The sequence below is a fragment of the Bacteroides sp. QWL-09 genome, from assembly GCF_058683585.1.
This window is the reverse complement of record NZ_CM178748.1, coordinates 2,089,666-2,101,820: the sequence shown is the minus strand read 5'-3', so window position 1 is coordinate 2,101,820 and position 12,155 is coordinate 2,089,666. Positions and strand designations below refer to the sequence as shown.

Sequence of the window (12,155 nt, the reverse complement as noted above, 5' to 3'; positions counted from 1 at the left end):
GATTAAGAATAAGACGTTCAGATTAAAGCAACAGTAATAAGACCAGTGCCAAGACGCCGCAGAAGAAGACATAAGCATACTGTTGCACCTGTCCGCTTTGTAACGTTCTGATTTCATCACTCGTGGCTTCGCTGGCCCAAGCCAGGAAGTTGAAAAACCCGTCGATGACGTGGCGATCGAACCAAGCGATAGGCGTCGAGATACAGCGGAAGATGATTCGATGGGTGATGTATTGATACACCTCGTCGATATAGAAACGGTGATAAGCCGCGGTATGCAAGCGATTGAACCGTCTTTTTAACTGTTCGGCCAATGGTTGTTCGGCGTGCAGGTAAAGGTGAGTAGCCGTTATGATCGATAGGATCGCAATCACGATACTGACGATAGCGACTTGCAGATCGATCTCAATGGTATATGCCGTCCCGTTCGCACTGATGAAGTGACCGAAAGGCAAAAATCCGGCGATACAGGTCACTGCAGCCAAGAACATCAAGGGAAAAGTCATCGATAGGGGACTTTCGTGTGGACGATGAGCCTCATGAAGGGCTTTATTCTCCTGACCCCAGAAGATGCCATAATAGAGTCTGAACATATAGAAGGCTGTCATTGCTGCGATGACCGTCATGATGATTCCCATCGGGAGACTGTATTGGTAACAAGCGGTTAGAATCTCATCTTTTGAGAAGAATCCCGAGAACGGATAAAGGCCGGCAATCGCCAAACAAGCAATCAGAAAGGTATAGTGGGTGATTGGCATGTATTTGCGAAGTCCCCCCATGGCCGAAAGTTCGTTGGAATGAACGGCATGGATAATACTTCCTGCTCCCAAAAACAATAACGCCTTGAACATGGCATGAGTAAAGAGGTGGAACATGGCCGCCATATATCCTAGTCCCCCATGATGAGGCTCTGTCGACGTACAGACGCCTAAAGCCACCATCATAAAGCCGATTTGTGAGATGGTTGAAAAGGCCAATACTCGTTTAATATCGGTTTGTACGCAGGCTACCGAAGCCGCATAGAACGCCGTGAAAGCGGCTATCCAAGCAATGAGGTGCAGCACCCCCGGGGCATAAGCGATGAAGAGTGGAAACATCCGGGCAACGAGATAAACCCCTGCGACAACCATGGTTGCTGCGTGAATCAGGGCAGAAACCGGAGTCGGTCCTTCCATGGCATCCGGAAGCCAGATGTGTAGAGGAAATAGGGCACTTTTTCCCGCTCCACCGATAAACATGAGTCCCAAGGCCAGAGGAAACATCGAAGCTCCTCCGGTGAGTAGCGATAACTCGTCGGGAGTGAAACTAAAGGTATTGGCATAATAACCGTAAATCAAGATCCCGATCAGAAAGCCTAGGTCGGCGAAACGAGTCACGATAAACGCTTTCTTTGAAGCGGCTATGGCAGCCGGTTTGGTGTAATAGAAGCCGATGAGCAGATAAGAACTGACGCCGACTAATTCCCAGAACAGATACATTTGGAAGATGTTCGTAGCGACGACTAGGCCGAGCATCGACATCGTGAATAGGGATAAGAACGCATAGTAACGTTGAAAACCTTTCTCCCCTTTCATATACCCCAAGGAGTAAATATGAACCATGAGTGAGACGGTCGAGATGACGATGAGCATCATCACCGAAATCGGATCGAGAAGAATACCCAGATCGAAATGCAGGGTGGAAGTGAAAGGTAGCCAAACTTGATGGTAAGGCATCAAGGTGGCATAGGTACCATCAGCTAGACGGGGACTCGTGAAGTAAAGTATGGCGGTGACCACCGACAGTATAGCCACGAAGGAGGCTACAACAGTGCCGATCGTTCCTGCTGTACGGTGCGACATCCATTTTCCTCCGATTCCCAATAAGAGGAAGGAGAGTAATGGAAGAAGCAGTATGAGGATAGTAAATTCCATATGATTATCTATTTTAATAAATCGTTTATTGAGCGATGGAGGCGGTCCGGCGGACTACCATTTCATCTGATCTAAGTTTTTGACTTGAATGCTACGGAGGTTACGATAGATGTTGATCATGATCGCAATGGCAATGGCCGTTTCTGCGGCAGAGATGGCGATGGAGAACAGAGCAAAGAAATAACCTTCGAGGGCTTCCGGAAAGAGAAACCGGTTGAACACGGCAAAGTTGATGTCGGTTGCATTGAGCATCAACTCGATGGAGATCAAGATCGCCAAGGTGTTGCGACGGGTTAGGAAGCCGTATATTCCGGCAAACATCATGATGGTCGATACCACCAGATAATATTCCATATGAATCATAATGACTGATGTTTTAAAGGTGATAAATCTTGTTGAACGATTTTCGGATTAACGTTTACGGGCAATCATGACCCCTCCGATGATACAAGCCAATAGGAGGATGCTGACCGCTTCAAATGGGAGGACGTAACCCTGTTTGTCTCCCGAGAGTAAAGCGTGACCGATGGTTTTAATGTTAATCTCCAATGGAGCCAAGTCCGCCGTTTGCAGAAACTTATGTTTCAACGTGATGAAGAGGACAATTCCGGCTCCAACCAGCATGGTGAGTAGTCCCGCTGTGAATCGACTGCGTTTCAACGTCTCGGCACGGTCGCCCTCTCCACTAGTGAGTAAGATCGAGAAAACGTACAAGACCACAATACCTCCGGCATAGACCATGATTTGAACGGAACCGAGGAACGTATATCCCAAAAAAAAATAGATGCCTGCTGTTCCGAAGAGGGTAAAGAGTAAATAGGTGGCCGACCGGACAATGCGTCGCGTGGTAACGGTCATCACCGACATGACAGTGATAAAGACTGCCAAGAAATAAAAGACGATGGTTTCAAGTGTTGCTCCCATATTTTTAGGCTTTATTTTTTTCTATAACATGACTGCCTTCCCGATTGAGTTGCATCACTAACTTTTGGCGGTCGAACACGGCATGTTCGAAAGCCTGATCGAAGGTGATGGCTTGATGGGGGCAGGCGTTGACACAGAGTTGGCAGAAGATGCAAGAGCCGAGATCGTACTCGTATTTCACCAAGACTTTCTGCTTCTTACCCTCAGCATTCTCTCTCATCTCCGAGGTGACCGTGATGGTACCGTTCGGACAAGCATTCTGACATAATCCGCAGGCCACGCAACGGTGCTCGTTATCGGTGTTGTGCGGCATGGTGAGGGTCCCTCTGAAACGGTCGAATAGGCGTAGCTCTTCCCGGTTCTCAGGATATTGTTCGGTCACTTTCTTCCGAAAGAAGACCGTTATGGTCGTTCTCATTCCTATGAGCAGACTCCGAATAGCTCGGAAGAGGCCGCCTAGATAGGAAGAGGAATTGGATTGAACTTTCATAATTGATGACGATATTAAAAATAACGATAAGTTAGAAATGCCAGTTGAATACTACACATAAGGCCATGATAAAGAGGTTGACCATGGAGATGGGAACTAAATATTTCCATTCCAGACTCAGAATCTGGTCGATACGCAACCGTGGAAAGGTCCATTTGATCCACATCAGCAAGAAAACCACAAAGAAGGCCTTACCGAAGAACCAGACAAATCCCGGAATGTAATCCATGACCTGATTAAACGCGTCGAGTCCCGAGAGATGAAACGGCATCCATCCGCCTAGGAAGATGGTGGTCGCAATACCCGCCACGATAAACATATTTAAGTATTCAGCCAGATAAAAGAAGCCAAAGTGCATGCCCGAATATTCGGTATGGTAACCGGCCGTCAGCTCGCTCTCTGCTTCAGGAAGGTCGAACGGTCCACGGTTACATTCGGCATTACCGGCGATGAGATAAATCACAAAAGCGATCAGTGCCGGTAGATGGCCTTTAAAGATGAACCAGCCATCGGCTTGTAAGCTGACGATCTCCGAGAACTGCATCGTTCCGGTGAGCATCACCATAGTGAGAATACTTAAGCCGACCGACAGTTCGTAACTGATGATCTGAGCGCCACTACGCATGGCCCCGATGAGTGAAAACTTGTTGTTACTTCCCCAGCCGGCCAGTAGAATGCCGACGACGCCGATGCCGGAAGCTGCCAACATGAAGAAGACTCCCACGTTGAAGTCGAGAATCTCCGCTCCCTTGTTAAACGGTAAGCAGGCAAAGGTGAGGAACGACGCAATGATCACCATGAACGGAGCCAAAGCATACAAGAAACGGTCGGCCGATTGAGGGGTAAAGATCTCCTTAGTCAGCATTTTCAGAACGTCGCAAAGCACTTGGACCGATCCCCACTTGCCGACGCGGTTCGGACCGAGACGACACTGAAAGAACCCACAAATCTTACGTTCCATATAGATCAACGCAATGGCTAGTAAGGCATAGAGTAGGATGATACCGATGCCGATAGCCACACATTCTATAAAGATGGCGACCGATTCGGGAACGATGGTCAGCAACAGCTGATGTATCCAATTGGTAATAAGACTAAAATCGAACATATCTATTAAAGTGAACTTTAGAATTTATAAAATAGAGTCAAAAAAACACGACTCATCGAACTATCGGTCGATGTCCGGCACCACATAATCGAGTGTACCTCCGATCGCGATCAAGTCCGCGATTTTTGCTCCGCGACAAATCGTATCGACAGCGGCTACCAACGGCACGCCGGTGGCCCGATAATGCAGACGATAAGGCATCTTGTCGCCATGACTCTCCAAGAACACGCCAAACTCGCCTCGGCTTCCTTCCACGGCCGTATAATAGCGTCCTTCCGGTACCCGAATAATCGGTTTAGTCTTTTCCTGATAGTTTCCTTCCGGAATGTTATCGATGAGTTGCTCAATGATGTTGAGGCTTTCCATGATCTCGTCCATGCGTACCATGTAGCGAGCAAAAGAATCTCCTTCGGTATAGATCACCTCTTTAAAATCGACCTGATCGTACATTGCATAAGGATGGCGTTTGCGCACATCACAAGCCCAGCCCGAAGCTCGTCCCGTTCCTCCGGTACATCCAAAAGAGATCGCTTCCTCTCTCGATAATACGCCCACTCCCTTCAAACGCTCTTGGGCGATGATGTTTCCGGTAAAGACGTCGTGATACTCCCGAATGATGTGACGCAGGTAAGGAATAAACTCCTTCACCCGTTTTACAAAATTCGGATGAATATCGGCTTGTACCCCACCTATCGTATTATAATTCATGATCAGTCGCCCGCCGCAAGTCTCCTCAAAGATGTCGAGAATCTTCTCGCGATCACGGAACCCGTAGAAGAAGGCCGTCAGTGCACCAAGATCCATCGCCAGACAAGAATAAAACAACAAGTGCGAATCGATGCGTTGCAACTCGTCCATGATGGTACGGATATACTGTACCCGTTGACTCACCTCAATACCCATGGCTTGTTCGATACAGCGACAAAGCGCATGGCGATTCTGGTGGGCGCCTAGATAATCCAGACGATCGGTCAGCGCCAAAGTTTGCGGATAGGTCAGACTCTCGTTCATCTTCTCGATGCCGCGATGGATGTACCCACAGTTGGCGTCGATCTTGCGGATCGTTTCCCCCTCGAGCGATACGCGAAAACGCATCACCCCGTGAGTGGCCGGGTGTTGTGGACCGATGTTGACCACATACTCCTCATCGCCAAACAGCAAGACTTCTTTGTTCTTGATCGTCCCGTCGGCTTTCAACTCAATCTCCTTAGTGGTGTCTTCCGTCTCTTCATTATCCATTCGGAGCGGATTATCCTTTTCCGGATCATTATCTTTCCGCATCGGGAAACCGACCCAGTCGTTGCGCAAATAGAGGCGGCGCATATCAGGATGTCCCACAAACACGATACCGAAGAAGTCGTATGCTTCCCGTTCGTAAAAGTCGGCGATCTTCCAAAGATCGGATACCGAAGGAATCTCCGGAGTCTGTCGGTCGTCGGTCGAGGTGTGTATGGCCAACTGTTCGCCGGTTTGGGTCGATTCGAGGTGATAGACCACTCCCAATCCATGGCTGGCGTCGGGCGAGTCTTGCGACTCCTCTCCCCAGTCCATTCCCGTGAGGCTTCTCAGAAAATCCATCTGTTTGTCGTCGCGCAATCGTTCCATCTCTTGATGAAGCACAGCGGGATCTATATAAATCATATCTTGTGTCATAGCGTCATTTCTCAATTAGTTTTTCTGGTTTCTCTTCTTTGCGGTTGACTCCTCCAAAGAATTTCTCGATCTTCACCTTGCGTTGAAGTTGCATCATGCCGTAGTAGAAAGCTTCCGGACGAGGCGGGCAACCGGGGATATAGACATCGACCGGTAAGATCTTATCGACCCCGTTGACCACATGGTACGACTTTTTAAATGGTCCTCCGCTAACGGCACATCCGCCGACGGCAATGACATATTTCGGATCGGGCATCTGGTCGTACAACCGTTTCAATACCGGTGCCATCTTGTTGGTAATCGTACCGCAGACCATGATCATATCGGCCTGACGGGGACTGGCACGGGCAACTTCAAACCCGAAGCGGGCCATGTCGTACCGTGCTGCACCGAGTGCCATGAACTCAATGCCACAACAACTTGTAGCAAAGGTGAGCGGCCAAAGCGAATTGCTTCGTCCCCAGTTGACAAAGTCGTCCAGAACGCCGAGAGCCACATTCGATCCACCGGCATTAAGTTCCTTGACCAACTGCTCCAACGACTCATTGTCTTTAAACTCCTCATAAGGAATTGATTTTATCTTAGGTTTTTTTGTTACTTCCATTCCAACGCTCCTTTCCGCCAAGCATAGGCTAAGCCTAATACGAGGATGATAAAAAAGAATAAAACACTCACGATGCCTTGCGGACCGGCTTCGCGTAAGGTCACTGCCCACGGAAACAGAAAGAGGGTCTCTACATCGAACATTAAAAATAAGATGGCAAAGAGGTAATACCCCACGCGGAATTGCATCCACGATTTGCCGCGGGTCGGAATACCACACTCATAGGCTTCGAACTTTTGTGGGTTATACGATCGAGGGGATATGGCACGTGAGAGTGCGATCACCACACCAACAAAAGCTATTGCCGTAAGTAGGACAACAACTAATAATGTAAAGCTCATAATTTGAAAAATTAAATGAGGTAAAACGTAAACGTATAGATAGTCAACCGTTAACTCTTCTCTCCAGAAGGGTAAACGATGGATATATGGAAAAGTCGTGCGGGCGACTTCTTCTTATCGGCTAAATAATGATTCTTCTAAAGGCGTAGATGTAGTGCGATATAGGGTCGAACAAACGGTTAGAAAGGTGAAATGGAATGGCATGTTCTAAACGTTGTTCATCATTGTGTGCCCTAAAGTAAGGTGTTAGTAGTTGTATACTCTTTTCGGAAGGTACTTGGAAAATATCGCTAGAGGCAATGTCGACACTCAGAAAAGAGTAAAAATGAGACAAGCGACTGAATGAATCGTGACTAGGACGGGCTTGCGCAACTCGGCAGGTCGACTCTTGTCGTCGTTCCCGTCGGTTTACGTTACACTCTTCTTCTGTGTTTTGCATGGTCATGCCGTGGATAAGCAAAATCAGGAAAAAGAATAAGCCATATTTTAGGAATAGTCTCATCATTTGTTTTAAAAGCAGCGCAAAGGTATAATTAAATTTTGTAAATTGCTATCTCTGCTTTGCAAAATACGGCTATTTGTGTTAAAGTTTGTATATTAATGTCCCGTAATGACTGGGCTTCTTTTTTTTATAAAGAGGAACTTGAACGAAGGAGAGGCCCAAACTTTTTAATCCATCAGGGAGTATTTCATCTTCTCTATAAGTTATCTTTTATTCGTTTTATCTGCAACACTGCCACCTGAATGATATAACTTATTGATAGACAGTGGTCAACGGTGGTGGTAGATACCGTTGCAGATGGGTGACGGCTATTTTATCTGCAACAGGCTTTTTGTATAAAATTCGAAAAGTGAATTTTTGCTTTTAACGCTTTCTTGCTTAAGGTCTGTATGAGCTAACTTTATTTTTATTAAGTTGAAAATATGATGTCATTAAATGGCACTCTGAGTTTCTAAGTAGTAGAATTTTTTATCGTACGGTGAGACTTTTAGTGCCATTCTTTGAAACTATAGTTTTCTACGGGCGAAAATGAAGTTTCGATTAGATGAAACTTTGCTTTCTATGGTTTGAAACTATTATTTGCTTATAAACAGAGTTTTTAGTGTGTTGTCTGGCTTGGATTGAAGACTGTTATCCTAAAAATATTGACTATTCTTTAATTTAATTCCTAAAAGGGTTGACTCTTTTTCTGTTTTGACTGTTGTTTTAATGTTTTGTTTTTTTTAATTGTTTCCAATAAAAAAATAATGAAATAGATATATACATATGAAAGATATATTATATTTGCACGCAATGCTTGTTGACCTTTTTTGAATGTGTGTTTTGTTATAAAAGTTGTTTGTAGAAAAAGGCGTTTTAGAGGATTTGAAAAGTAGGACGTGTTTTTGCTCCCGATAAATCGATCGTAATGGTATTTGACGATGTGCTGTTAGGCTCTGTTTTATGATCGCGTATATATGCTAGGGAATGGTCTCTTTTCAGACTAAATGGTTAAAGGCTTATTGGTCCATATAGCCAGCAATATTTGATGCAGGAGAAGATATTCACCTTTCAGCTATATGTAAAAATACACTAGGTATTTCTACATATGTATTTGACCAGCGTAGTATATAGAAAAGTGGTGTTTTTTTTAAATATGGACATGATGATATAACTACTTGGCGGCAGATTAATTTTGTTTTCCTTCGTAAAAGAATATTAGAGTATCGTATTTTACAAAACAAATGAGAACTATTGTTGTGGGTGAAAAAGAAATGATTTTTTATTTCTGTAGATTCCAAATCAGTATCTGTTATTTAGTGTTTCATCGCTGAAAATGAGCATAAATACATTAACCGTAGTATTTAATATAGAGATAAAAGTAAAATAAATGATAAGTTTAGTAATATGAAAAATGAACAATTTAAATATGTAGTAAGGAATATTACACGTAAGAAAAAGCAATCCTTTTTCACTTTGTTATGTATAGGCATTTCCTCTTGTATCATTTTAGGTAACATAGCTTTAAATAATGGATTGCAATATAAACTGAAAGAAGGAATTAATCAGGCCGTTTCAGGGCAATTAACCATCTATAAGGCTGATGATTCTAAAATAAACATTTTAGAATCACAACTTAAAGACCAAAAGATTTTTGTATTCCCATTCGAGGCTTTTGATTCGCTAACAAAAAGCACAAAAGATTTGGTCATAAATAAACGAATTAGGTTTGGTTCTTTAATTTCTTATGAAGAAGAAACTTCCTATGTGAGTATTCATGCACTCGAAGAAGATCATATGAAGCGAATGGCTAAACTTTTGACCCTAAAATCTGGGGTAATGCCTGAGAGCGAAAATAGCATTTTGATTAGTGAAACAACGCAAGAAGAGCTCAATTGTCAGCTAGGTGATACGATTTTGCTATTGGCCACTAATGTTCATGACTATATGAGTGATCAGATTGCTATAGTCAGTGGAGTGTTTGAAGAAAATGGAATTGCCTTGTTTCTAAATTATAATGCATTTGTTCCTTATTCTTTTGGAGAAGAAACAGTGCAGTTAGAATCGGGGAATTGCTTAGAATTAATCATTAACTCTTCAGATAATAAAGATATTCCAGCGAAGAGTGTTGAGGCCATTCAGGCTTGCTTTTCAACTTTATCTTCCGAGATGAGAGTGGCTACATGGAAAGAAACTGTTCCGCTTTTAGATCGGATTGTTAAAGTTTGGCAGAGTGGGGGGTATATGACGCAGATTATTTTTGTAGTGTTCAGTTTGTTGATTCTAGTAAATTTGACTACGCTCATTATTCATTCTCGTAAAAGAGAATTTGGTACCTTATTAGTTTTCGGATTTTCGTGGTGGAAAATAAGTTGTATGCTTGTAACGGAATATCTCATAGTCGCTGTTGCAGCGGTATTGTTCGGTGGTGGGATTATCTTATTGGCTATTTCAGGGATACCCGATCCAGGTATTTACATTACATCTAAAGATATGCAGGCTGCTTTAATGACTGAATATCTTAGACCAATATTATATCTGAAAGATTTAATCTATATCCTTTGTCTTTTCGGGGCGACTACAATTCTGGCAGTAGCAATCAGCATAGCTCGTATTAAAGGCTGGAATCCGATTTGCTTAATCAATAGAAGATAAAAATAATTGCATATGAAAATTTTTGCAAAATTAGCTATCCGGAACGTACACCGGAATATGAAATCAACTTTATTAAATGGTGTAGGAATAACACTAGCTGTTTTTGTACTGTTACTAGTGTTTTCTTTATCAAAAGGGATCGAAACCCAAATCATCAATCGGAACATTCGTTTTGAAACAGGCGCTTTCTCAGTTGCACTTGATAAGAAGATGATAAGTTTTAATAATGAGGAGAGGGGAGACGCTTTGTTCGAAAAAATGGTTGCGTTTTTAACAAATCATTCTCAAGTAACTGGTTATTCTTTCAGAGTTGACTTGCCTTCCAATAATTTATATTTTAATGACAATTCTCAATCCGTATATGTAACAGGTATGTCTAAGCAGGAGATTCCCTTGATTGAAGAGATGTTGAAAATACAGAAAGGGGATACTCGTATTACAGATACAAAAGGAATTGTTATAAGTAATGCTGTAGCAGAATCGCTTAATCTCGAAGTCGGTAATTATTGCAATCTGATGTCTCAGACCGTTGACGGATCGATGAACTTGGACGAATTTGTTGTAAAAGGTATCTTTCGATATACTTCTCAGATGAATAAATGGGGGATATTTATGGATTATGACGAAGCCAAAAAATTGTATTATACAAACTTGCCTAGCCGTATTATTGTAAATGTAAAAGATTTAAACGGTGTGAAAAATTTGAAACATGATTTCTTAAAATCTATAAATTATATCGATCCTCATAAAGAGGGTGTAATTGAATACAAAGGATTAAAAGTGGCCTCCTATCTTGATACTCTAGGAATGGCTAAAACTCTTTCTCGGATTAACCGATATACCATGTTGTCGATTGCTTCTTTTCTAGTTTTAATTTCTTTTATTGGAATTTGGTCCATGCAAACTGAGAATGTTAATGAAAGGTATAGGGAAATAGGGTCTTTACTCTCTTTTGGTTTTAAAACGGCTTCTGTAAAAAAAATATTTGTTTATGAAACTTTTTATATTAGCTGTATTTTTTACGGAGTAGGGCTTTTTGCCGTTTTTCTCTTTGTCTCTTATATTAATTCTCAAAACGGAATTTATTTAGGCGATTCGGCTTCTTTTGCTTTTGGATCTACTATTATCAATCCGATACTGTCATGGAAGCACATAATAAGTGTTTTTATTATAACAGTTATGTATCCTTTAATTGCTACGTTTTTATCTCTTATGACACTAAATAAGAAGAAAATTGTTATTTTGTTAAATAATTAAAAATTAGTATTATGAAACTATTTATTTTAACTTCTATTCTAATATCATCTTTATTTTTTTCTGAAGATGCAATATCGCAATCGTCTTCCGATTATTTAGAGGATTTGGATCAGTCTATGTATATGGAATATGCAACTATGAAAATGGAAATGTACAAAAACGATAATGTTGTCACATATTATGAAATGGAGTTTTACCGTTCCGGAAACAAGATGCGTATGGAGTTTACGGCGCCTGCTGTAGAAAAAGGAAGGAGGATGCTGAATGATAATTCTAGTCTATGGATGTATCTTCCCCGTACCAGTAAGGTTATGAAATTGCCTTTTAAGCAATCTTTTATGGGGAGTGATGCTTCTAATGCAGATTTAATGCGTATGTGTTTCAAAAACGATTATGAAGTACTTGATGTTCGGGTAAAAGACAATGAGACTTTGGAACTTGAATTGAAAGCGAAGAATTTGGATGTGGCTTATAATAAAGTTGTAGTACAATATGACAGTAAAAGGAAGATACCTGTAAAACAAGAAATGTTTAGTTTGTCGGATAAATTGATTAAAACGATTCTGTATAAAGACGTGGTTCGAGTGCAAGGAAAATATGTTCCTTCTACGATGATTATAAAAGAAGAATTAAAGAAAAATACTATGACAAAATTATTTTATAAGAATATTAAGAAGCAAAATAGACAGCCTGTTGAATACTTTACCCTCGGCTCATTAAAAAGGTAATA

Annotated in this window: 12 protein-coding genes; 3 read left to right on the top strand and 9 right to left on the bottom strand. The window is 42.1% G+C overall.

The window, feature by feature from the left end:
- Positions 1-22 precede the first annotated feature (22 nt).
- The 9 genes from nuoL to AC4PG5_RS08165 form a co-directional block, all read right to left on the bottom strand.
- The gene (gene nuoL, locus AC4PG5_RS08205) at positions 23-1,912 is read right to left on the bottom strand and encodes an NADH-quinone oxidoreductase subunit L (RefSeq protein ID WP_492028454.1); all 1,890 of its coding nucleotides are present in this window, start codon (positions 1,910-1,912) and stop codon (positions 23-25) included.
- Positions 1,913-1,966: 54 nt separating this feature from the next.
- Complete coding sequence (gene nuoK / locus AC4PG5_RS08200) at positions 1,967-2,275, bottom strand: NADH-quinone oxidoreductase subunit NuoK (protein WP_492028453.1); 309 nt, start codon at positions 2,273-2,275, stop codon at positions 1,967-1,969.
- A 48-nt stretch (positions 2,276-2,323) separates the two neighbouring features.
- Positions 2,324-2,836 (bottom strand): NADH-quinone oxidoreductase subunit J family protein, encoded by a 513-nt coding sequence (locus AC4PG5_RS08195; RefSeq protein ID WP_492028452.1) that lies wholly within the window; start codon positions 2,834-2,836, stop codon positions 2,324-2,326.
- Between the two features lie 4 nt (positions 2,837-2,840).
- Complete coding sequence (locus AC4PG5_RS08190; RefSeq protein WP_492028451.1) at positions 2,841-3,326, bottom strand: 4Fe-4S dicluster domain-containing protein; 486 nt, start codon at positions 3,324-3,326, stop codon at positions 2,841-2,843.
- Between the two features lie 31 nt (positions 3,327-3,357).
- A complete protein-coding gene (nuoH, locus tag AC4PG5_RS08185; protein ID WP_492028450.1) occupies positions 3,358-4,434 on the bottom strand; it encodes an NADH-quinone oxidoreductase subunit NuoH in 1,077 nt (358 codons plus the stop codon).
- Between the two features lie 60 nt (positions 4,435-4,494).
- Positions 4,495-6,075 (bottom strand): NADH-quinone oxidoreductase subunit D, encoded by a 1,581-nt coding sequence (locus tag AC4PG5_RS08180; protein WP_492028449.1) that lies wholly within the window; start codon positions 6,073-6,075, stop codon positions 4,495-4,497.
- A gap of 16 nt (positions 6,076-6,091) precedes the next feature.
- On the bottom strand, positions 6,092-6,691 hold the full coding sequence (locus tag AC4PG5_RS08175) for an NADH-quinone oxidoreductase subunit B (protein ID WP_492028448.1): 600 nt from the start codon (positions 6,689-6,691) through the stop codon (positions 6,092-6,094).
- Positions 6,682-7,032: an NADH-quinone oxidoreductase subunit A gene (locus AC4PG5_RS08170; protein ID WP_492028447.1), complete on the bottom strand. Its 351-nt coding sequence runs from the start codon at positions 7,030-7,032 to the stop codon at positions 6,682-6,684. Before AC4PG5_RS08170 ends, AC4PG5_RS08175 begins: the two co-directional genes overlap by 10 nt.
- A 121-nt stretch (positions 7,033-7,153) precedes the next feature.
- Positions 7,154-7,537 carry a hypothetical protein gene (locus AC4PG5_RS08165; RefSeq protein WP_492028446.1) on the bottom strand — a complete coding sequence of 128 codons (384 nt, stop codon included), beginning with the start codon at positions 7,535-7,537 and terminating at the stop codon, positions 7,154-7,156.
- Positions 7,538-8,920: 1,383 nt separating this feature from the next.
- Between AC4PG5_RS08165 and AC4PG5_RS08160 the strand changes: the two genes are divergently transcribed.
- Genes AC4PG5_RS08160 through AC4PG5_RS08150 form a run of 3 tightly spaced genes read left to right on the top strand, consistent with a single transcriptional unit; the run spans position 8,921 to position 12,153 of the window.
- Entirely contained in the window at positions 8,921-10,168 is a 1,248-nt protein-coding gene (locus AC4PG5_RS08160; RefSeq protein ID WP_492028445.1) for an ABC transporter permease, read from the top strand.
- 12 nt (positions 10,169-10,180) lie between these two features.
- Positions 10,181-11,425: an ABC transporter permease gene (locus AC4PG5_RS08155; RefSeq protein ID WP_492028444.1), complete on the top strand. Its 1,245-nt coding sequence runs from the start codon at positions 10,181-10,183 to the stop codon at positions 11,423-11,425.
- An 11-nt stretch (positions 11,426-11,436) separates the two neighbouring features.
- Positions 11,437-12,153, top strand: a complete 717-nt coding sequence (locus AC4PG5_RS08150; RefSeq protein ID WP_492028443.1) for an outer membrane lipoprotein-sorting protein — start codon at positions 11,437-11,439, stop codon at positions 12,151-12,153.
- Positions 12,154-12,155: the final 2 nt, after the last annotated feature.

Coding starts and splice junctions, on each gene's coding strand:
- nuoL (WP_492028454.1), bottom strand. CDS start 1,912: ATGGAATTTACTATCCTCATACTGCTTCTTCCATTACTCTCCTTCCTC.
- nuoK (WP_492028453.1), bottom strand. CDS start 2,275: ATGATTCATATGGAATATTATCTGGTGGTATCGACCATCATGATGTTT.
- AC4PG5_RS08195 (WP_492028452.1), bottom strand. CDS start 2,836: ATGGGAGCAACACTTGAAACCATCGTCTTTTATTTCTTGGCAGTCTTT.
- AC4PG5_RS08190 (WP_492028451.1), bottom strand. CDS start 3,326: ATGAAAGTTCAATCCAATTCCTCTTCCTATCTAGGCGGCCTCTTCCGA.
- nuoH (WP_492028450.1), bottom strand. CDS start 4,434: ATGTTCGATTTTAGTCTTATTACCAATTGGATACATCAGCTGTTGCTG.
- AC4PG5_RS08180 (WP_492028449.1), bottom strand. CDS start 6,075: ATGATTTATATAGATCCCGCTGTGCTTCATCAAGAGATGGAACGATTG.
- AC4PG5_RS08175 (WP_492028448.1), bottom strand. CDS start 6,691: ATGGAAGTAACAAAAAAACCTAAGATAAAATCAATTCCTTATGAGGAG.
- AC4PG5_RS08170 (WP_492028447.1), bottom strand. CDS start 7,032: ATGAGCTTTACATTATTAGTTGTTGTCCTACTTACGGCAATAGCTTTT.
- AC4PG5_RS08165 (WP_492028446.1), bottom strand. CDS start 7,537: ATGATGAGACTATTCCTAAAATATGGCTTATTCTTTTTCCTGATTTTG.
- AC4PG5_RS08160 (WP_492028445.1), top strand. CDS start 8,921: ATGAAAAATGAACAATTTAAATATGTAGTAAGGAATATTACACGTAAG.
- AC4PG5_RS08155 (WP_492028444.1), top strand. CDS start 10,181: ATGAAAATTTTTGCAAAATTAGCTATCCGGAACGTACACCGGAATATG.
- AC4PG5_RS08150 (WP_492028443.1), top strand. CDS start 11,437: ATGAAACTATTTATTTTAACTTCTATTCTAATATCATCTTTATTTTTT.